This is a genomic window from Alcanivorax sp. (assembly GCF_017794965.1).
In the GTDB taxonomy this organism is placed as follows: Bacteria; Pseudomonadota; Gammaproteobacteria; order Pseudomonadales; family Alcanivoracaceae; genus Alcanivorax.
The window spans coordinates 2,333,200-2,353,224 of the sequence record NZ_CP051240.1; the positions used below are offsets into that span (position 1 = coordinate 2,333,200).

Below are 20,025 nucleotides of genomic sequence, written 5' to 3' on the forward strand. Positions count from 1 at the left end.
ATGGACGAGAACATCTCTTCCCAATCCGCCTTCTCACCCCTTCGGCCAACAAGTTGGCTCTCCTACACAATCATTTCCTCGCTTAGGCTCGGATCGCGGTCGAACGACCGCTCCTACAGCCGGGGTCGGGCCGCCGCAGAAGATCAAGAGCGTTTCCCGCGGCGCCGGGTTAGCGGGTGGTTGACGCCAGAAAGTCTTTCAACGCTGCAATGTAATCCTCGAACGCTTCAAACTGCGGTACATGACCAATGTCATCCAGTTCTACCAGGGTCGCATCGGGAATGCGGGCGGCGGCCTGTTTGCCCAATTCACCATACTGGCCCAGCGTGTCCCGCATATCCTCAGGCGCCCGGTTCCGGCCCAGCGCAGTGCGGTCCCGTGAGCCGATGATCAGCAGGGTTGGCACAGCCAGGCGTTCAAACTCATGCACTACTGGCTGGCTGAAGATCATGTCGTAGGCCAGGGCCGAGTTCCACGCAATCAGCGGGTAGTCCGGCCCCCGAATCCAGCCTTGCTGCAAGGCCAGCAGTGGGTCATAGGCAGGCTTCCACTCGCCATCGAAATAGCTGCGCGTCATGTAGGCCTTCACCTGTTCCGGCGTTTTGCCCAGATCACCCTTGTACCAGTCATTCACGGATTGCCACGGCACCCCCTTGCGCTGCCAGTCTTCCAGGCCAATGGGATTCACTAGCGACAATGAACTGGTGCGCTCCGGGAACATCAAGGCAAAGCGGGTGGCCAGCATACCGCCCATGGAATGCCCGACCACGGATACCTGCTTTACTTGCAGATGGTCCAGCAACTGCCGGGTATGGTCCGCCAGGGTATGGAATGAGTACTGGAAGGCTTTCGGCTTGGAGGATTTGCCGAAGCCAATCTGGTCCGGCACCACCACCCGGTAACCGGCGTTACTCAACGCGGTGATGGTGTCATGCCAGTAGGCGCCGGAGAAATTCTTGCCATGCAACAGCAGTACCGTCTGACCATTGGCGCTCCCCGGCCGCACATCCATATACGCCATCTGCAAGGACTGCTGCTGACTATTCAGTGCCAGCTCCTTCACCGCAAAGGGGTATGGGTATTCGCTCAGTCGGGCATCCAGTGTCTTGGGGGCCGCCAGCAACGATGAACAGGCAAACAGGCTCAACAACAATCCAAGGACGTGGACTCTCAAGGCAGGCATGGCGTCTCCAGTGTATTGGGTGTGTCAGAACTGAGAACGGCCGGCACCGGCAAAGTTCCCCCTGCTCCAACGACCGGCTATCCGCCTGACCGTACCACACACGCCTCTGCATGTGATGTAATTGGCATAATCAGTGTGACGCCCTATATTCTCCCTATTGGGACGACACCCCCAGTTTGGGGGATAAAATCAGGGATTGGTGGTTTGCGTTGTCTGCCTCTTTGAGGGCAGCACATCAAATACTCTGAGGGGGAAGTCATAATGGAAGCGTTGCTGGATTTCGTGGGGGAAATCTATGAAGCCTCCTACAAGCCTGATCACTGGGATCATGTGATGGAACAGCTTTGCAGCCGTTTCATGCAGGCCAAGTCAGGCGCGATTTTCATCGAAGATCACTCCAGCAATACTCGCAGCATGATTGGCGCCTACGGATTGCCCGCCGCTGTCCGCACCTCCTATCGCTTTGGCATGGGCAAATACGACCATACTTTCAAGATCCAGAGCCGCATGCCCGTGGGCGAAGCCTCTCAAGTCACCGAGGCAGAGCGGGTGCGCAAGGACCACCCCTTTTATTACCGCCTGATCCTGAAACCCAATGACATTGGCTACATCTCTGCCATTAACATCTACAACGATGAGGAATGGCATGTGGGCATTGGTCTGCATCGCTCATTCTCTGCGCCGCCATTCTCTGAACAGGACTGCAAGACCCTGACCCTGCTGTATCCGCACTTCAACCGTGCTCTGCGTATTCACCGTGAATTCCACCGACTTCGCACCCGGCAACAGACCCTGCATGAGGCGCTGTCCCGTTTCATGATCGGGCTCATTATCGTGGGGCCGGATGGGCGCGTCAGCTACCAGAACCCGGTGGCTGAAACCCTGATGGCCAACCACGGCGGGCTCAGCCTGAAAAATGGCAGGCCCAGTGCCCACTACCCTGATGAAGACCACCGCCTGCAGACCCTGATCAACAAACAACGGAATATGGACAGCCAGGACATCAAGGCCAGAACAGAGGCGCTTGGCGTGCATCATCCGGATCGGGAAATGAACATGAATGTGATCGTGTCGCCCCTGGCCACAGAGCAGAACATTGTTCCGCAACAACCGGGCAGCGTGGCACTCTACCTGTCAGACCCGGACTCCGCACTCAACCTGCCGGCCTCTGCGATCCAGTCCCTCTATGGCATGACCCCCAAGGAAGCCCATGTGGCCATCGCCCTGACCAACGGCCTCAACCCCAGCCAGATCAGCGAGCAGAACAACGTGTCCGTGGACACAGTGCGCTCCCAGCTAAAAAGCATCTATTCCAAGATGGGCGTGAACAAACAACAGGACGTGATTCGGGTACTGCTGTGCAGTGCGCAGGTTAATTGAACGCCTGAGGCTGGACGCCTGACGCGGGCAGATTCTTCAGCCTCTGGCATCAGGCATCCAGCAGCCGCGCAGCGGCAAAAAAAACCGGCCTCGAAGGCCGGTTTTTTTTAGGCGCTGTAGCGATTACTTCTCGAGAATCGCTACCACACCCTGACCGCCAGCAGCACACACGGAGATCAGTGCACGGCCGGAGCCCTTCTCGTTCAGCAACTTGGCGGCGTTGGCGATGATACGGCCACCGGTGGCAGCGAACGGGTGACCGGCTGCCAGAGAGGAGCCTTTCACGTTCAGCTTGCTGCGATCGATGCTGCCCAGGACTTCTTTGCGGCCCAGGGTTTCCTTACAGAATTTCTCGTCTTCCCACATCTTCAGGGTAGACAGGACCTGGGAAGCGAAGGCTTCGTGGATTTCGTAGAAATCGAAGTCCTGCAGAGTGATGCCCGCCTTGTCCAGCATGCTCGGCACAGCGTAGGCAGGGGCCATCAGCAGACCTTCTTTCTTGCCAATGAAGTCCACAGCCGCCGCTTCACCCAGGGTCAGGTAAGCCAGCACCGGCAAACCTCGCTCCTTGGCCCACTCTTCGGTGGCCAACAGTACCGCGGAAGCACCATCCGTCAGCGGCGTGGAGTTCGCCGGGGTCATGGTGCCGTCCGGCCCACCGAAACAGGGCTTCAGGGTAGCCAGCTTTTCCAGGGTGGAATCACCGCGCATGTTGTTGTCGCGGGTCAGGCCCTTGAACGGGGTGATCAGGTCATCCTGCCAGCCGTCTTCATAGGACTTGGCCAGGTTCTGGTGGGATTTCCATGCCAGCTCGTCCTGCTCTTCGCGGGGAATCGCCCACTCTTTGGCAGTAATCGCCTGATGGTCACCCATGGCCAGACCGGTGCGCGGCTCGCCATTCTTGGGGATATCGGGCATCAGGGACTTCGGGTTGAGCAGCTTCAGACCCAGCTTGGCACGCTCGCCATTGGTCTTGGCGCGGTTCAGGGCCATGAACACCTTGCGGGCTTCCTCGTTCACACCAAGGGGGGCGTCAGAGGTAGTGTCTACACCGCCAGCGATGGCACAGTCGATCTGGCCGAGAGCGATCTTGTTGGCCACCAGAATGGCGGCTTCCAGACCAGTGCCACAGGCCTGCTGCAGGTCATAGGCCGGGGTTTCCGGGGCCAGCTTGGAACCCAGTACGGACTCACGCACCAGGTTGAAGTCACGGGCGTGCTTCATCACCGCACCGGCCGCCACTTCATCGATCTTCTGACCGTGCAGCTTGAAACGATCCACCAAACCATCAATGGCAGCAGTCAGCATGTCCTGGTTGCTGGTATCGATGTAGGCAGTGTTGGAACGGGCAAACGGAATACGGTTACCACCAATGATGGCAACCTTGCGTACGGCTTTACCTGCCAGCATAACAATGTCCTCTAACAGAATCAGGCGGTCATACAGGATGACCGGAGTGGTCAGCGCGACCACAGGAAGGAGTCTGTGTACCACTCCTTGCGTTCTCAGCGAGACCAGAAGTGTGCAGCTGTTGCGTCTTGCCTCGCCGGTCAGGGTAGAATCCTTTCCAAGAGGCTAGGCGCAGCAGATGCGCGCTTCTGGTCTCGCCCTTCGGGGCTTTCAGGCTGGCCCACACTCGTTGTTGCGCTTTCTCGGCAGGCAACCAGCATGTCTTCGAAAGCGCGCCTAGATTGTGGACCAGCCTGAAAGCCTGAGAATGCAAGGAGTGGTACACAGACTCCTCATCACTCTCAGGGCGCAGTCTACTCCCCAGCGTCCATGCCTCATTGGCTCAAACGACTGTTTGAACCCGGGGGCCGGTCAATACACCGGCAACATTGCAGTGATTCAATACGCGCCAGTGTGCGACAGGGCTGGTTGTTTGGCCCTACGAAAGAAGACTGATTTTTCACCGACTTTCTCTGGCACCCTTTAAATCAGTTCCGGTTGGCATAAGGTTAACCGGACACATTCATCTCACGATGGCGAAGGACAGGATCATGAGCGATACCTATCAGGCGATTGCGAATTCTCCCATGGGCAAAGCGCTGTTTGGCGCAGTGAATCTCCCCATTCCGGTCATTCTCGACCGCTGGCAGCCGGGGCAGGCCTCTTTCATCAAGGGCCGCGTTCTGGTGGGTGCCGCCAATGGCTCCACCGGTGTTGATAGCATTCTGTCCACCCTGAAAGGCGCGCCGGAAGCCCAGCTGAGCGTGCTGGCCAATACCAGCACCGCCACCGAGCTGCAGAAGAAAGCCGGCAAGGCAGGCGTGGATGCGGAAAACTACACCGCCACCCGCGAAGACGATGCCAAGTTCAAGGGCCTGGTATTTGACGCTACCGGTATCCAGAACCCGGACGAACTGAAAGCCCTGTGGGAATTCTTCCACCCGGTGATCCGCAAGCTGGACAAGTGCGCTCGCGTTGTCGTGATCGGCCGCACTCCGGAAAAGCAGTCTGGCGCCACTCGTGTCGCCCAGCGCGCTCTGGAAGGTTTCACCCGTTCTGTGGGCAAGGAGATCAAGAAAGGCGCCACCGTGCAGCTGGTCTATGTGGATGAAGGTGCGGAAGCCCAGCTGGCCTCTCCCCTGCACTTCTTCCTCTCACCCAAGTCGGCCTATGTGTCTGCCCAGGTAGTGCGTGTGACCGAGTCCGGTTTCAAGGCAGCCAAATTCAACTGGGACAAGCCGCTGGCCGGCAAAAAAGCGCTGGTTACCGGTGGCTCCCGTGGTATCGGTGCAGCCATCGCCGAAGTGCTGGCCCGCGACGGCGCCACCGTGACCGTGCTGGACATTCCGCCCATGGCCGAAGACCTGAGCAAGGTTGCAGGCCAGATCGGTGGTGACACTCTGGAGCTGGATATCACCGCCCCGGAGGCGCCGGACGCCATTGCCGCCAAGGGCAAGGAAGTTGGTGGTTTCGACGTGATCGTGCATAACGCCGGCGTCACCCGCGACAAGATGCTCGGTAACATGTCCGAGAAGCTCTGGGACATGGTGCTGGACATCAACATCGCCAGCCAGTTGCGCATCAATGAAAAACTGCTGGCTGAGGGCGCCATCAACAAGGGCGGCAGCATCATCTCCATCAGTTCCATTGCCGGCATCGCCGGCAACCTGGGCCAGACCAACTACGGTGCCTCCAAAGCGGCCGTGATCGGCATGATCGATGCCTTCAAGGACGAATACGCCGAGAAGGGCATCACCATCAATGCCGTGGCGCCGGGCTTCATCGAAACCCAGATGACCGCCGCTATCCCCTTCACCATCCGTGAAGCAGGCCGTCGCATGAACGCCATGAGTCAGGGCGGTCAGCCGGTGGACGTGGCCGAAACCATCGCCTTCTTCGCCAGCCCGGCCTCCCAGGGCCTGACCGGCAATGTTGTGCGTGTTTGTGGTCAGATGCTGTTGGGGGCGTAACAGCCTCAAGCTACAAGCTTCAAGCTGCAACGCGGTTTGAAGCTTCAGCCACACGATCAACAAAAGAGCCGCGCCGAAAGGTGCGGCTTTTTTGTGGCCCCCCCCATTCTTTAGCCGCTGTAGGAGACTCAACTTGTTGAGCGAACCGTGCGAAGCACGGAATCGACCGCAGGGCGATCAGGGCATTTCAGAGCTCGACACATCAGGGAAGGTGCCTGCCTCCCCGTTTTCCCTCGCCAAGGCTCGGGTTCGCTCAACAAGTTGAGTCTCCTAGAGTGGCTTTGTCGAAAGATTGTTGAGTAAAGCGAAAAGCAGCCGCAACGCAACCAAAAAAAACCCCGCCGTTTGCCCGGCGGGGCCTTGAAGTCCAACGCTCTCCCGAGATGACGTTGGCACACGCTTGGGTTCGGTTCAGGCCGCTTTCGGGGCTTTTTCCTGTTCCAGGTTGGAGGCCTTCCTGGCGGCCTTGGCTTCAGCTCGGGCCTTGGCCTTGGCTGCACCACCCGGCATGAACTGACGGACATCCCAGAAGAAATAACGTTTCAAGACACTGTTCGCTTCCTCATCATTCTGGCGCCAGCCATACATGGTCGGCTTTTCCTTCTCGATGGCCAGGGTGCCAAACACCAGCCAGTCATAGATCGCCAATGTGGAGGTCACATTCTTTGCGGAATTCGGCCCACGGGCATGATGATGGTGGTGCTGGGTCGGGAAAGTGATGATGTGCGCCAGACACCACATGGTTTTGCGCACCCAAGCCCACTGATGATTGTGGAAATACAGATCCCAGTTCCAGTTCACGTGGGTCTGTGCGGCCCACAGGCCCTTGAACGCCGTTGCGATCAGGAAGACTTCCACCAGCCCCAGATACAGGCACACCAACTGAAAGGTGTAATTAGGCATGATAAACCACCAGGCCCAACCGTTCACGAAGGTCTGGGTCACAGAAAGTTGGCCCTTATTATCCTGCCCACCAGCCAGGTGATGGGGTCGATGGCTCATCTTGTAGAACGCCTGCACCCACTGTAGCAGCTTGTTCTTGGGGCGACGGCTATGGGCGAACAGGTGAAAGGAGCCATGAAGGAATTCTTCAATGCAGAAGAACACGATCAGGGTTGGCCAGAAATAATCGGTTTGCAGCCAGGCAAGGGAACCGGCACTGCCCGGGAACAGGGCGGTCAGGCCAACCGTAATCAGCAACAGCACCAGAGGACGCTGAATTGCCACCATCATGAAGGTGGCCAGAAACGCCACCTTCCAGTCCTGGCGGGTTTTTCTGCCCTCACGGGTTCGACCTGCGAACACTTCCCAGATGGCAGTGATGATAATGAAGGTGGTGACCGACAAGGTCAGTAGCTGGTCCATGGGTATTCTCCCGGTTTGTTGTTATGCGCCCCACCAAACTAGACAGAGTGTATTTATTTTCCCAATTGATATTTGATATAACTAATATCCATGAAACTGAATTTACGTAGTATCGACCTGAATCTGCTGCCGGTATTTGCGGCCATCATGGAGGCCGGTCAACTTTCCCGGGCAGCCGACCAGCTGGGCATGAGCCAGCCCGCCATCAGTGCAGCCCTGCAGCGTCTGCGGCACACCCTGGGCGATGAGCTGTTCGTTCGCACCCATCAGGGCATGGAACCGACCCCGCGAGCCCGGGAACTGCATGACTTGCTGAGCCCGCAGCTCAACGCCCTGCGAGACGCCCTGGATCCCGGCAACCGCTTCGATCCGGCCACCAGCCAGCGTCACTTTCGCATCATCAGCGTGGATTATTTTGAGATGGTGGTGCTGCCCCCCCTGCTCGCCCGTATTCGCCAACAGGCACCGGATGTTCAGCTTGAGATCGTCCCCAGTGGCGACACCATGGCAGACGATCTGCACAAGGCCCGTGCCGATCTGGCGGTGGATGCCTTCATTGCCGACGACGACCGCCTTCAGCGGGATATTCTGCTGGAGGAAGAGCTGGTGGTCGTCGCCCGGCAGGGGCACCCGATACTCAAGGGGAAATGCGGCAAGGCCCAGTTTCTCCAGGCCGAGCACGTGGTGCTTCCTGACCGCAATCGGCGTCTGCCACTGGATCAGATTCTCAACGCACCGGGCTGGCAACGGCGTACCGGAGCACGGGTTTCCCAGTTTGCCAGCATGCTGGCCGCTGCCGCCGGCTCGGACATGATCGCCACCGCCCCCAGACGGCTCGCCACCCAGTATGCCGGCGCGCTGAACCTGCAAGTGCTTCCCTTCCCGGTCCCGGTGCCACCGGTACCGATCTATCTGCTCTGGCCCCCTGCTCAGGATCAGGACGTGGCGCATCAGTGGCTGCGTGAGCAGCTGAGTGCCACCATACAGGCGCTTTGATTGTCGATGTTCACTGTGGGAGTGTGCTTGCACGCGAAGGGCGAGTTGTCACAGCCAAGGCATTCGCGTGCAGGCACGCTCCCACAGGTGGCTCCCGTCGGGCGTCGGGCGTCGGGCGTCGGGCGTCGGGCGTCGGGCGTCGGGCGTAAAACTGAACCCTGACCTTGAATCCTTGTCCAATCACCACCATTTACTGATTACATACTCCCAACAGGACAGCTCATGAGTTTTGGCCGCATTTTCTTCTTTATCTTCGGTTTTGCCCTGCTGGAGGTCCTGGTACTGGCCAAGGTGGCCGGGCTGATCGGCTGGCCCATTACCATTGTCGCCACCGTGGCTACCGCCCTGCTGGGCAGCTATCTGTTTCGCAGCCAGGGACTGGAAACCTGGGTGCGTCTGAATCAGAAAATGCAGCAAGGCGAGATGCCCGGTCAGGAAATGGTGGAAGGCATCATGCTGTTGCTGGGCGGCGCCCTGCTGATTACCCCCGGCTTCATCACCGACGCGGTGGGCTTCGCCCTGTTGCTGCCCACCTCGCGCCGATTGATGGCACGCAAGGTCATCGACAAAGGCACACTGCAAAGCTTTACGTCCGTGCAGGGCGGCGGCTTTACCTATACCCACTACACGCGTAGCGGTGGAGGCAACCCCTTTCAGCAACCCGGAGGTCCCGGCGATGGCCATGTGACCATTGATGGCGAATCCCACCGCGAGGATCGATAAAAACGGCTTCACGCCTCACGCAACAGGCACCATGCCAACACCTGGAAGATCGCTCTTCATAGTGGGCATGGCCCAAGGCACGGCGTGCCGCAGAGGAAACCCCAAACGACATACTCGAAGCCAAACCAGGACCGTCTCCTTCATGTTTGTGGGAGATTCAGCTTGATGAACGAACTGCCCTGGCTATGCCGCAAACAATCGTCCGCGGTTCATTCAGCAAGCTGAATTTCCTACAAAAGCACAACCGCTGACCATGAACCGCTCCAGCGCTTACCGAGCGTCTCAGCGCCGACAGCGGATGCCCAACAATGCCCCAATGATTCACCCGACGGGTTAGGAAGCACTTGCTGTCCCTGCTAGACTTTGCCTCCTTCCCCCGACATCCCGTGCCGGTATGAATACCGGAGGCCCCATGACCCTCACCCTGCTCAATCCCGTTGTCTGGTCTGTGCTGTTGCTCATGGGGCTCAGTCTTGCCCGCATGAATGTGGTGCTGGCGCTGTTATGCGCGGCACTGGTGGCTGGTCTTGGCAGCGGGCTGGACCTGGAACACACCCTTGCCGCCTTCAGTGATGGCCTGGGCGGAGGCGCCAACATTGCCCTGAGTTACGCCCTGCTGGGCGCGTTTGCGGTGGCCATCGCCCGCTCCGGGATTACCGAATGGCTGGCCGGGCGTATTATCGTGCGCCTGGGCGGAACGCCCGCCCCCAGCCAGTTGCGCCGTATACGCACTCTGGTACTCAGCGTACTCCTGGTGGCCGCGATCATGAGCCAGAACCTGGTGCCGATTCATATCGCCTTTATTCCGATCCTGGTGCCGCCCCTGCTGGAGGTGATGCACCAGCTGAGACTGGATCGCCGACTGGCCGCCTGTGTACTGACGTTTGGGTTGATCACGCCCTACATGGTTCTACCGGTAGGCTTTGGCAGCATCTTCCTGCACACCCAGCTAGGCCCGAGCATGGCCAAAGCAGGACTGACTCTGGAGAAGGCGGATTTGCCGGTCGCCATGATCCTGCCCGCCGCCGGCATGGTAGTCGGCCTGCTGTTGGCCTTTATTCGCTATCGCAAACCGCGGGACTATCAGCCTGTGCAGCTGCCCGGCGAAGAGCAGCATGCGCCCCTGTCCCCCCGTAATGTAGTGGTGGCGGCCGTGGCACTGACGGCAGCCCTGGTACTGCAGCTAACCACCGACTCCATCATCCTCGGCGCCCTGGTGGGCTTTCTGGTGTTCACTGCTGGCGGCGTGGTGCCGTGGAAGGAATCCCAGGACGCCTTTACACAGGGCGTAAAGATGATGTCGCTGATCGGTTTTATCATGATCGCGGCCAATGGCTATGCCTCGGTGGTGCAGGCTGGCGGTCAGGTGCCGGCACTGGTGGAAGCCGTCACCAGTGGCCTGCAGAGCCCGCCGATTGCGGCAGCGCTGCTGCTGGTGCTGGGCCTGTTTGTGACGCTCGGCATCGGATCTTCATTTTCCACCATCCCGATCATCACCACCCTGTATGTGCCGCTGTGCATTGCGTTGGGCTTTTCTCCACTGGCCACCGCCGCGCTGGTGGGCAGTGCTGCCGCCCTGGGTGACGCCGGATCCCCGGCATCGGATTCCACCCTGGGGCCCACCGCTGGCCTGAATGCCGACGGCCAGCACGATCATATTCGCGATACGGTGATTCCCACCTTTATTCACTACAACCTGCCGCTGATGATGGCGGGGTGGCTAGCCGCGATGGTGCTTTAGGAGACGCTGCCCGCAGCATGCGGCACGCTTGAAGCGAACACCTTAATAACGGGTTTACCACAGAGGGCACAGAACTCACTGAGGAGAACAAAGGTTTTGCCTCATGCCTCTGTCCACTCTGCGCTAATAACGCAATTAACCATTAACCTGCCTACAGAGCCGCTGTAGGAGTTCCACTTGAGGGACGAACCGAGCGCAGCGAGGCTTGTGATTTGCCAATACCTGATCGCCTTTCGGTCGATTCCGTGCTGCGCACGGTTCGTTCCCTGGAAGGGAACTCCTACAGCATTGGCACAGGTGATTGTTAACCTGCAAAGCATGGGGCCGCTAACGATCCTGACAAGACAAACCCTTTCTCGCGTTGTAGCTTGTGGCATGTAGTTTTTTCACAAGGACACGCCATGGCGCGCCACAATTTTCTTGCCCGGCTGGAAGCGTTGGGGAATCGGTTGCCGCATCCGACGTTGTTATTTGTCTGGCTCTGCCTGCTGCTGTTGCCACTCACGGCACTGCTGAACGGGCTTGGACTGACCACCACGCACCCGATTACCGATAATACGGTAGCGGTACGTTCCCTGGTGGACGGCGAAGGCATTCGCTATCTGTTTACCTCCCTGGTAGGCAACTTCACCGGCTTTGCGCCTTTGGGGGTGGTGCTGGTGGCTATGCTCGGTCTGGGTGTGGCTGAGCAATCCGGGCTGCTGTCAGTGAGCCTGGCCGGGCTGGTGAAGAAGGCATCCGGCAAGATGCTGGTGATTACCGTGGCCTTTGCCGGGGTACTTTCCAGCATGACGGTGGATGCGGGTTATGTGGTGCTTATCCCGCTGGCTGGGCTGGTGTTTCAGCTTGCCGGGCGCTCTCCCCTTGCGGGTATCGCCACCGCCTTTGCCGCGGTGTCGGGCGGCTTCAGTGCCAACCTGCTAGTGGGGCCGGTGGATGCGACACTGTCTGGGCTAACGACAGAGGCCGTTGCCCTGGTGGATCCTTCCCGGACAGTCGAAGCCACCGACAACTACTGGTTTATCATTGCTTCAACCTTCCTTGTCACCGCATTGGTCAGCGTAGTAACTCTTCGCTTCACCGAACCCCATCTAGCCGGGCAGGCAGCGGCCGACGCATTACCCGTGGAAGCGCCGGCCAGCGATGCCCGGGCCATACGCTGGACTCTCGCCAGCCTTGTTATCCTGCTGATAGCCATCGCCCTGCTGGTGATTCCGGCCAGCGCCCCGCTGCGCCACCCGGAAACGGGCAGCGTACTGGGCTCGCCCTTTATTCATGGGTTAGTGGTGATCGTGGCGCTGATTGCCGGAGTCTGTGGTGCCGTCTATGGACGCGTCAGCGGTCAGTTCCGCAATGCCGGCGATATCATCACCGCCATGGAAACCACCATGGCCTCCATGGCCGGATACCTGGTGCTGATGTTCTTTGCCGCGCAGTTTGTCGCCTGGTTCAACTACAGTCAGGTGGGGCTGCTGCTGGCCGTGGAAGGCGCCGCCTGGCTTGGCAGCCTGTCGATTCCAAAGGTCGCCCTGCTGTTGTTGTTCGTTCTGCTGGCAGCGGCCATCAACCTGATGATCGGCAGCGCCTCCGCCAAGTGGTCGATCCTGGCTCCGATCTTTGTGCCCATGCTGATGCTGATCGGCATCGACCCGGAAGCGACCCAGGCGGCCTATCGGGTGGGCGACTCCAGCACCAATATCATCACCCCCCTGATGCCCTACTTCGTGCTCGTGCTGGGCTTCGCCCGCCGCTACAAGCCCGACACGGGCATCGGCACCCTGATGGCCATGATGCTTCCTTACAGCATTACCTTGTTGCTGGGATGGTCGGTGTTGCTGGGAGTGTGGATCGGGTTTGGCTGGCCGCTGGGCCCCGGCTGAGTTGAAAGTTCAAAGTTAAAAGTTGAAACGCGAAGGCGGATCTGTGGCCCCCAAACTGAAAGAGGCCGCGCCCATACTCTGGGCGCGGCCTCTTGGCTTTCCGTTCTCTACGGGCCTTTGCCCGCGTTTGAACTTTCAACTTTCAACTTTCAACTATCAGTTAATCAACCGCAGCGTCAGCGGGTAACGGTAAGTCACACCTTCGTTGGCTTTCAGGCCGGCGATGATGGTCATTACCAGCCAGAAGAGGCCGATGATGGGCATCAGGATGGCGCCGATGACGACGAAGGTCAGCAGGAAGCTCACGAAAAAGGCGATCAGGATGGTGATATTGAAGTTCACCGCTTCCTTGCCCTGGTCGTCTACAAAGCTGCTTTCATCCTTCTTGACCACCCACATGATCAGCGGACCGACAAGGTTGCCGAAGGGAATCACGAAGCCGATCAATGCCAGCAGGTGACAGGCCATGGCCTGGCTTCGCTCTTCCTTGCCTGGGCCGGCTTGTTGCGTTGTAGCGTCTTGCGCTTTTTCAATATCAGTCATCTTGCTTTCCCTGTTTATGACGGTGAATGATACGCCGCATTATAGACAAGGCTGCACATAAATCACTGCCGCACAGTTCTCCGATTGGGCAATGGCTGTTCGCTGTTGGAACGGAACGGATTGATATCGATGCCACCACGACGGGTAAAGCGCCCGTACACCGTCAGCTGACGCGGTGAACACTGTGCCATCAAGTCCACAAACATCTGCTCAATGATCTGCTCATGGAAACCCTGATGATTGCGCAGGGAAACCACATAACGCAGGAAGCTGGCCGGGCTGATAGCGCGGCCGGTATAACGCACCACCACGGTGGCCCAATCCGGCTGATTGGTGACCGGGCAATGGCTTCTCAGCAAATGGGAATAGAGTTGGCCGGTCTGTTCGGCCCCCTGATCGCACAGCAGCAAGTCGGGGTTGTACTCATAATGCTCGAAGTTGAGGTCAATGCTGTCCACGCACTGGCCACGATCTTCCCATAGTGGCAATTCCGACGCTTCTTCCAGGGAAAACAACAGCACATCGATGTCTCCGCCAACGGTCTGGGCCACATCCTTTTCGATGGCCGCACGGACCTCATCACGGCTGGCAAAGCGGGTGTTGGCAAAGGAATTGAGATACAGCTTCAGGGATTTGGACTCAACGATGTTGGGCGTGGTGCACGGAATGCGTAACTCACACATGGCCACCACGGGCTTGCCTTTCTCAGTGAGCCATGACAACTCATAGGCATTCCATATGTCCGTTCCGTGGAACGGCAAACGGGTGCCCTCATCAAGGGGTTCCAGCTCCAGGGTTTCGCGGGCATCCCAGCGCGGCACAGGGCACAGCAGGGCCGGGGTGTACTCATCCACATAATCGCTGGAACGCCCCAGCGGGGTGTCTTTCAAGTGACTCATGCTTTCTCCCCGGGCAACACACCTGCCCTCTTCTATCCGTCCTTTTGACAGATCTAAGTGTAATTAATGACGAATACCAGTACCACGGTGCAACATCCATAACGCGATCACAAAAAATACCGCCACAAAACCGGCAATCGCCATCAGGGAGGCATACACATTCACATCACTGACACCCAGAACGCCATAGCGGAAAGCATTCACCATATACACGATGGGGTTGGCCAGACTGATGGTACGCCAGAAATCCGACAATAGGTCGATGGAGTAGAACACCCCACCCAGATAGGTAAGCGGCGTGAGCACGAAAGTGGGCACGATGGAAATATCATCGAATTTCTTGGCCAGGATTGCATTGATGAACCCCCCAATGGCAAACAGCGCCGCTGTCAGCACCACTACCAGTATGGTCACAAACACGTGCTGCATGGATAACTGGGTAAAGAACAGGCTTAACAGGCTGACAATCAGCCCCACCAGCATGCCGCGCACCATTCCCCCCACCACAAAGCCGCTGAGAATGATCCAGGACGGCATGGGCGAGACCAGCATTTCCTCAATGGAATGCTGGAACTTGGTGGAAAAGAACGAACTGACCACATTGCCGTAGCTGTTCTGTATCACACTCATCATGATCAGGCCCGGGACGATGTACTGCATGTAATCGAAGCCGCCCATTTCCCCGACCCGGCTGCCAATCAGGTTACCGAAGATCACGAAATACAGGGTCATGGTAATCGCCGGCGGCAACAGGGTTTGCGGCCAGATGCGGGTAAACCTGCGGATTTCCTTGGTAACGATGGTAAGGAACGCTACCCATTGCTCGCGTGGACTCATGCGGACTGTTCTCCAGGCAGGTTCTGTTCAACCAGGCGCACAAACAACTCTTCCAGGCGGTTCGCTTTGTTGCGCATACTCATAACTTCAAACTGTTGCTCGGCCAGCGCCACGAACAACGTATTCAGACTCTGGGTCTTGGGGACGGCCACCTCCAGCGTCTGGGAATCCCGCAGCGACACGTCGAAGCCGTCCAGCTCGGGCACGCTATCAACAGGACGCGCCAGATCGAGAATGAAGGTCTCCACCTGCAGTTTCTCCAGCAAGGCACGCATGCTGGTATTTTCCACAATGGTGCCATGGTCAATGATGGCGATATTACGACAGAGGGATTCCGCCTCTTCCAGATAGTGGGTGGTGAGGATGATGGTCTTGCCTTCGTTATTGATGCGGGTGAGAAAATCCCACATGGAACGGCGCAGTTCGATGTCCACGCCGGCGGTGGGCTCATCCAGAATCAGCAGATCCGGCTCATGCACCAGCGCCCGGGCAATCATCAGGCGACGTTTCATACCACCGGAGAGGGTACGCGACTGCTTGTCCCGCTTGTCCCACAGGCCCAGCTGACGCAGGTATTTCTCTGCCCGCTCACGGGCAAGCGGCGCAGGAATACCGTAGAACCCCGCCTGGGTGACCACAATGTCGAACACCTTTTCGAACTGATTGAAATTGAATTCCTGCGGTACAACGCCGATTTTCGTCTTGGCCCGGGAGCGGTCGTTATCCAGCGAATGGCCAAAGATGCTGACCTCACCGCCGCTCTTGTTCACCAGCGAACTGATCACTCCGATGGTGGTGGATTTACCGGCCCCGTTGGGCCCCAGCAAGGCGAAAAAATCGCCCTGCTCTACCTCAAGATCAATACCCTTGAGCGCCTCGACACCATTGGCATAGGTCTTGGTGAGATTACGAATCGTCAATGCTGACAAGATTCACCTCGAATTCAGACAGGTACAAGAAAATACAGACAGGTTTACAGCGCGCAGCGACCGTGGTCTCCCCGCCAGATCCAGTGCATCTGGCCGGGACTGAACCATACCCACAGCCCTTCCATCATCCATGGCCAGTCGTCCTCGGTGATCTGGCGCCGGCCATGAAGCTCGGCCACCAGTACCGCCAGAATGGTGTCATGGGTTACGTGGACATTGAGGTTGCCCGGCTCAGGCTCCCGTTCCTGCAGGTAGGCAGCCAGTTTGGCGCGACCTTCTGCGGGAGACAGCATGCCCTCAAAAGGCTCCTGAAGGTGCTGATTGAGGAAGCGAAATGCGCCCAGTTTGAAGAAGGTGGGGCCGACTTCGTTGATATCAACCACGTAGCAGCCTGGTTCCACCAGGGTGGTATCGACTTCGATCTCTTCCGGGGCCTGCGCCATCAAGCCGGCCTTCACCGCCCCTTCCGCCATGGCTTTGGCGGTATTCACGCAACGGCCTACCGGACTGGAATAGAAGGTCTCCACCGGACGATTCAGCTTGCTCCCCCAGTCCCGCGCCATTTCCACCCCTTCCGGCGTCAGTGGCAGACGATAATCAGCAAAGCCATTCTTGGCCAGTTCCCGTACGGAGTGACGGGTCAGCAGATGGACAGGCTTGTCCTTCGGCAGGAGGTTCAGGGCTTCCAGTAATCGCGGGTGTAGGCGGGCCATAGTCGTATCGCTTCTGGTCAGCCCTCAGTGTAGGCAGCAAAGCGGGGAATGCCAATGGTAGAAGAAACGCCAGATGCTTGATGCATGACGCCTGACGCTTTAACCAAACCCGCAGGGGAAGGGATACCGGTTTCATGCCTTTCGCGTCAGACGTCCGACCTCTGACGTCAGACCAACAGGTGTTTAGCTTCTGGCGTGAGGCGTGATGCGGCCGCGAAGCGGCCATAAAAAAAGGGACCCGATTGGGTCCCTTTTTTATTTGGAGCGGGAAACGAGATTCGAACTCGCGACCCCGACCTTGGCAAGGTCGTGCTCTACCAACTGAGCTATTCCCGCTTGACTTGTTGCCAGCTAACTACCAGCGAATTAGTGGCGTCCCCTAGGGGAGTCGAACCCCTGTTACCGCCGTGAAAGGGCGGTGTCCTGGGCCACTAGACGAAGGGGACCCGGGCTTGACGTGGTGCGTCAAAGCGGCGCGTAGAATAGGTATCTGATGGCCCCTCGTCAAGGACAAATTTTCAAATCATCAGCGACTGGGTATTTTTTGAGCCACGGGCAGCCCCCACGCCCTTTGCGCCCAGTATTGACCCACTCCCACCATTGACCCGGCACCCCGGCACTGCTCTGATAATGACGCGCTATAACAGCATCCGGGCCCGGTGCACGGATGCAGACCATGATTGATCGGGAGAACCACATGTCCATCAAGTTGTACGGGGCCGCCCTGTCGCCCTTTGTCCGCAAGACCCGCGTTGCCCTGGCCCTCAAGGGGGTCGAGTACGAAGCTGTGCATATCGATCCCAGTAATACCCCGGAGGGTTACGAGAAGATCAGCCCCATGAAGCGGATCCCGGCGCTGGAAGTTGACGGTCAATATCTGGCGGACTCTGCGGCCATCTGTACCTGGCTGGAGAAAACCCACCCGGAACCCGCGCTCTACCCGCAGGATGCCATGGAACATGGCCGGGTGATCTGGTTTGAACGGTTTATCGATTATGACCTGGCCATGCGCTGCACCTTCGCGGTGTTCCGCAACCGCATCGTCATGCGGCTGATGGGCAAGGAATGCGACGAAGACAAGGTCCAGCATGCCCTCACCACCACCATCCCGCCCCTGTTCGAGTACCTCAACAGTGAATTGGACGGCAAGGACTACCTTGTGGGCGACAGCATGACCATCGCCGACATCGCCCTGGCCAGCCAACTTGTCAACTTCCGCCATGGCGGCGAAAGCATCGATGCCGACAAATACCCCCATCTGGCCGCCCACACCCAGCGCATGCACGCCCTGGAGCCATTCGCCAAGACCATCGAGAAAGAGGCAGGGTTTGTGCAGAAGGTGCTTGGAGGGCAGTGAACAGTTAACAGTTAACAGTTAACAGTGAATAGTGAACAGCGTGCGAATTAACGCCTGTTCTTTCTGCAATGCATGAGGCCGCGCCCAGACCATGGGCGCGGCCTCATGCGTTTCAGGATCGAGCAAACCCGACCGCGCCGCTGTTCACTGTTAACTATTCACTATTCACTGTTACCAGGGCTGCTCGCCCATTAGGCGCCACCCTGACCACCGCCACCGCCTCATCACGTAGCTGGCGCTCCAGTGCCAGCGCCTTCTCTTTTGGCGCGAACAGGGCTTCGATGCCGAAGATAGCCTCGCGTCTCTCAGACCAGCGAGCGCCGGTCACCCTGCCACGCAGGAACAGCCCCTGCTCCGGGGCATCATGCCGAGGCTCTCCGGTGGTCCACAGGTCTCCCTCCTGTTTCAAGGGCAGGAAAACCACTGCTCCGGGCAGGAACTCTGAACTATCCAGGGTACTGAATTCATAACCCAGTCGCGCATAGTTACCGCGGAACAGGTCTCGCGGATCCACCGGTTGTGTCTGCAGCCGCACTTCCTCACCCAGCCACAGCGGATAGAAGCCGTTCACGAAAACCCCGGCCATGATCACCAGTTGCAGCCCCACAGCGGCAATCAATGCCGGTTTCAGCCATTGCTCACGCATTGCCCTGCCCTCCCTGCTGGCGGGCCCGCCAGTAACGGGCCGCCGCAAACAGAATGCCGGCGGCGATCAGGAACATGACCGCCGCTCCCACATAGTCGCCTACCAGGTCCAGGTAGCGGACCATGGCCAGCACCAGTAGCAGCCCCACACCACTGTAGAAAAACTGGCTGAGCCCCTTGTCCAGGCCCTGCTGGATCAACACGATGGCTGACACCAGCACCAGCAGGTTCACTACCAACGCGAGGGGGATCGCCAGGGTGTCGCTATCGACGCCATGGAACAGCAACAACAACACCGGCAGCCCGATCACCAGCGCGCGGGCCAGCAGATGTGACGCCCGGTCGCGCACCGCCAGCCATGCCGCCGGCACCGCCGCCAGCAAGCCCCCCCACAGCCCCGGGTCCTGCAAGCCTTGAAGCTCTTCGAGAAAGGCCTCACAGACTTCCATGATGGTAAAAGGCACCAGCAGTACCAGATACCCCCGCAGCGACCACAGGGACAGCAAGGTGCCGGCGCGCCGCAGATGGGGGAACGTGGAGGGGGCCAGCGCATGGCTGCCCATAAACAGCAGCGCCAGCAAGCCCATGTTCAGGCTGACCATGCCTGCTTCGATTTCAGGCCAGAACGGATAGCCGTAAATCCAGCCCAGCAGCAGATTCAGCCAGCTCACGGTCAACGCCACGGTCACTACCAGCAGTCCGGCAGAGCGGGCCAGCCAGGCCACCATGACCGCAGCGCCCAGAAACAGGGGCATTTCCCAGGGGGGCGTAAACTTGCCCTCACTGAGCATCCACAGCGTCGCAATCGCCAGCATCAGCAGGGCCAGTACCCGACTGCGCACCAGCCAGGCCATGGGTACAAGACCCAGTGCCCAGTAAAAGAGGCCATCGGGGAAGTGCTCCCCCAGGTGGTAGATCTGCGCGATCAGCATGATCGAGGCGCCATAGCTGATCCCGCCCACAAATAGCCAGCCCAGACCACTGCGATCCTTGAGGTAGTGGTAAATGCCGATGCCGTTGAGTATCAGGGTGGTACTGATCAAGCCCAGCATCCGCACCGCGCGGGGAATCTCTTCCCAGTTGGCGGAGACCAGCAACAGCAGCGCCATGCCCACAAACAGCAGGGCGACCCCCACCAACACCTTGTAGGCCAGCGAACCATCACCGCCATCGTCCAGGCTGATGCCATAACGGGCCAGGATACGATCGCCCTGCTCCGCACTGATATCCCCATCATCCACCCACTGACGACACTCACTGCGCAGTTCACGGCGTAATAATCCGAGAAGTTGCATGAAAACATCCTGTGTCTTTTTTTTGATCAAAGCGCAGAGCCGATGGAAACGCAATGGAGGGGTGTTACGGGGTATTTGGGAAGGTGTTCAATAGAGCGACGCAGCACGCAACATGCAACA

17 protein-coding genes and 2 tRNA genes are annotated in these 20,025 nt (G+C 58.6%); 7 read left to right on the top strand and 12 right to left on the bottom strand.

Features of this window, described 5'->3' with window-relative positions; translation table 11 throughout:
• Positions 1-169 precede the first annotated feature (169 nt).
• Complete coding sequence (locus HF945_RS10255) at positions 170-1,183, bottom strand: alpha/beta hydrolase (RefSeq protein ID WP_290522516.1); 1,014 nt, start codon at positions 1,181-1,183, stop codon at positions 170-172.
• A gap of 261 nt (positions 1,184-1,444) precedes the next feature.
• Here HF945_RS10255 and HF945_RS10260 point away from each other — a divergent pair, with 261 nt between their 5' ends.
• Positions 1,445-2,563 carry a LuxR C-terminal-related transcriptional regulator gene (locus tag HF945_RS10260; RefSeq protein ID WP_290522517.1) on the top strand — a complete coding sequence of 373 codons (1,119 nt, stop codon included), beginning with the start codon at positions 1,445-1,447 and terminating at the stop codon, positions 2,561-2,563.
• Between the two features lie 123 nt (positions 2,564-2,686).
• On the opposite strand, the gene HF945_RS10265 is transcribed toward HF945_RS10260, so the two are convergent.
• On the bottom strand, positions 2,687-3,973 hold the full coding sequence (locus HF945_RS10265) for an acetyl-CoA C-acetyltransferase (RefSeq protein WP_290522518.1): 1,287 nt from the start codon (positions 3,971-3,973) through the stop codon (positions 2,687-2,689).
• Between the two features lie 590 nt (positions 3,974-4,563).
• Between HF945_RS10265 and HF945_RS10270 the strand changes: the two genes are divergently transcribed.
• The gene (locus HF945_RS10270; RefSeq protein WP_290522519.1) at positions 4,564-5,982 is read left to right on the top strand and encodes a 3-oxoacyl-ACP reductase; all 1,419 of its coding nucleotides are present in this window, start codon (positions 4,564-4,566) and stop codon (positions 5,980-5,982) included.
• A gap of 411 nt (positions 5,983-6,393) precedes the next feature.
• Here HF945_RS10270 and HF945_RS10275 read toward each other — a convergent pair whose 3' ends face one another.
• Entirely contained in the window at positions 6,394-7,347 is a 954-nt protein-coding gene (locus tag HF945_RS10275; protein ID WP_290522520.1) for a sterol desaturase, read from the bottom strand.
• 90 nt (positions 7,348-7,437) lie between these two features.
• Between HF945_RS10275 and HF945_RS10280 the strand changes: the two genes are divergently transcribed.
• The 4 genes from HF945_RS10280 (at position 7,438) to HF945_RS10295 (ending at position 12,687) form a co-directional block, all read left to right on the top strand.
• Entirely contained in the window at positions 7,438-8,343 is a 906-nt protein-coding gene (locus HF945_RS10280; protein ID WP_290522521.1) for a LysR family transcriptional regulator, read from the top strand.
• A gap of 222 nt (positions 8,344-8,565) precedes the next feature.
• Entirely contained in the window at positions 8,566-9,066 is a 501-nt protein-coding gene (locus HF945_RS10285; protein WP_290522522.1) for an FxsA family protein, read from the top strand.
• Positions 9,067-9,478: 412 nt separating this feature from the next.
• The gene (locus HF945_RS10290) at positions 9,479-10,807 is read left to right on the top strand and encodes a Na+/H+ antiporter NhaC family protein (RefSeq protein WP_290522523.1); all 1,329 of its coding nucleotides are present in this window, start codon (positions 9,479-9,481) and stop codon (positions 10,805-10,807) included.
• A 401-nt stretch (positions 10,808-11,208) separates the two neighbouring features.
• The gene (locus HF945_RS10295; protein ID WP_290522524.1) at positions 11,209-12,687 is read left to right on the top strand and encodes an AbgT family transporter; all 1,479 of its coding nucleotides are present in this window, start codon (positions 11,209-11,211) and stop codon (positions 12,685-12,687) included.
• 156 nt (positions 12,688-12,843) lie between these two features.
• Here HF945_RS10295 and HF945_RS10300 read toward each other — a convergent pair whose 3' ends face one another.
• The 7 genes from HF945_RS10300 to HF945_RS10330 form a co-directional block, all read right to left on the bottom strand.
• Positions 12,844-13,230 carry a DUF4870 domain-containing protein gene (locus HF945_RS10300; protein WP_290522525.1) on the bottom strand — a complete coding sequence of 129 codons (387 nt, stop codon included), beginning with the start codon at positions 13,228-13,230 and terminating at the stop codon, positions 12,844-12,846.
• A gap of 62 nt (positions 13,231-13,292) precedes the next feature.
• Complete coding sequence (queF, locus tag HF945_RS10305) at positions 13,293-14,129, bottom strand: NADPH-dependent 7-cyano-7-deazaguanine reductase QueF (protein ID WP_290522526.1); 837 nt, start codon at positions 14,127-14,129, stop codon at positions 13,293-13,295.
• Between the two features lie 63 nt (positions 14,130-14,192).
• Entirely contained in the window at positions 14,193-14,966 is a 774-nt protein-coding gene (locus tag HF945_RS10310) for an ABC transporter permease (protein ID WP_290522527.1), read from the bottom strand.
• Positions 14,963-15,895, bottom strand: coding sequence for an ABC transporter ATP-binding protein (locus HF945_RS10315; protein ID WP_290522528.1), 933 nt, complete (start codon positions 15,893-15,895; stop codon positions 14,963-14,965). Before HF945_RS10315 ends, HF945_RS10310 begins: the two co-directional genes overlap by 4 nt.
• Before the next feature lie 44 nt (positions 15,896-15,939).
• Complete coding sequence (locus HF945_RS10320; protein WP_290522529.1) at positions 15,940-16,608, bottom strand: histidine phosphatase family protein; 669 nt, start codon at positions 16,606-16,608, stop codon at positions 15,940-15,942.
• A gap of 260 nt (positions 16,609-16,868) precedes the next feature.
• Positions 16,869-16,944 (bottom strand) — tRNA-Gly (locus HF945_RS10325).
• Between the two features lie 34 nt (positions 16,945-16,978).
• Positions 16,979-17,054: transfer RNA gene (locus HF945_RS10330), tRNA-Glu, on the bottom strand.
• Positions 17,055-17,305: 251 nt separating this feature from the next.
• Between HF945_RS10330 and HF945_RS10335 the strand changes: the two genes are divergently transcribed.
• Positions 17,306-17,965, top strand: coding sequence for a glutathione S-transferase family protein (locus HF945_RS10335; protein WP_290522530.1), 660 nt, complete (start codon positions 17,306-17,308; stop codon positions 17,963-17,965).
• Positions 17,966-18,119: 154 nt separating this feature from the next.
• Here the strand turns inward: HF945_RS10335 and HF945_RS10340 are convergent, their stop codons facing one another.
• Both HF945_RS10340 and HF945_RS10345 read right to left on the bottom strand, forming a co-directional pair.
• Positions 18,120-18,611, bottom strand: coding sequence for a GDYXXLXY domain-containing protein (locus HF945_RS10340; RefSeq protein ID WP_290522531.1), 492 nt, complete (start codon positions 18,609-18,611; stop codon positions 18,120-18,122).
• On the bottom strand, positions 18,604-19,905 hold the full coding sequence (locus tag HF945_RS10345; protein ID WP_290522532.1) for a DUF2157 domain-containing protein: 1,302 nt from the start codon (positions 19,903-19,905) through the stop codon (positions 18,604-18,606). Before HF945_RS10345 ends, HF945_RS10340 begins: the two co-directional genes overlap by 8 nt.
• Between the last annotated feature and the right edge of the window lie 120 nt (positions 19,906-20,025).

Bases quoted from the DNA above. Each gene is read 5' to 3' on its own strand.
- HF945_RS10255 (WP_290522516.1), bottom strand. From the start codon at position 1,183: ATGCCTGCCTTGAGAGTCCACGTCCTTGGATTGTTGTTGAGCCTGTTT.
- HF945_RS10295 (WP_290522524.1), top strand. From the start codon at position 11,209: ATGGCGCGCCACAATTTTCTTGCCCGGCTGGAAGCGTTGGGGAATCGG.
- HF945_RS10260 (WP_290522517.1), top strand. From the start codon at position 1,445: ATGGAAGCGTTGCTGGATTTCGTGGGGGAAATCTATGAAGCCTCCTAC.
- HF945_RS10270 (WP_290522519.1), top strand. From the start codon at position 4,564: ATGAGCGATACCTATCAGGCGATTGCGAATTCTCCCATGGGCAAAGCG.
- HF945_RS10335 (WP_290522530.1), top strand. From the start codon at position 17,306: ATGTCCATCAAGTTGTACGGGGCCGCCCTGTCGCCCTTTGTCCGCAAG.
- queF (WP_290522526.1), bottom strand. From the start codon at position 14,129: ATGAGTCACTTGAAAGACACCCCGCTGGGGCGTTCCAGCGATTATGTG.
- HF945_RS10300 (WP_290522525.1), bottom strand. From the start codon at position 13,230: ATGACTGATATTGAAAAAGCGCAAGACGCTACAACGCAACAAGCCGGC.
- HF945_RS10320 (WP_290522529.1), bottom strand. From the start codon at position 16,608: ATGGCCCGCCTACACCCGCGATTACTGGAAGCCCTGAACCTCCTGCCG.
- HF945_RS10275 (WP_290522520.1), bottom strand. From the start codon at position 7,347: ATGGACCAGCTACTGACCTTGTCGGTCACCACCTTCATTATCATCACT.
- HF945_RS10285 (WP_290522522.1), top strand. From the start codon at position 8,566: ATGAGTTTTGGCCGCATTTTCTTCTTTATCTTCGGTTTTGCCCTGCTG.
- HF945_RS10290 (WP_290522523.1), top strand. From the start codon at position 9,479: ATGACCCTCACCCTGCTCAATCCCGTTGTCTGGTCTGTGCTGTTGCTC.
- HF945_RS10345 (WP_290522532.1), bottom strand. From the start codon at position 19,905: ATGCAACTTCTCGGATTATTACGCCGTGAACTGCGCAGTGAGTGTCGT.
- HF945_RS10340 (WP_290522531.1), bottom strand. From the start codon at position 18,611: ATGCGTGAGCAATGGCTGAAACCGGCATTGATTGCCGCTGTGGGGCTG.
- HF945_RS10310 (WP_290522527.1), bottom strand. From the start codon at position 14,966: ATGAGTCCACGCGAGCAATGGGTAGCGTTCCTTACCATCGTTACCAAG.
- HF945_RS10280 (WP_290522521.1), top strand. From the start codon at position 7,438: ATGAAACTGAATTTACGTAGTATCGACCTGAATCTGCTGCCGGTATTT.
- HF945_RS10265 (WP_290522518.1), bottom strand. From the start codon at position 3,973: ATGCTGGCAGGTAAAGCCGTACGCAAGGTTGCCATCATTGGTGGTAAC.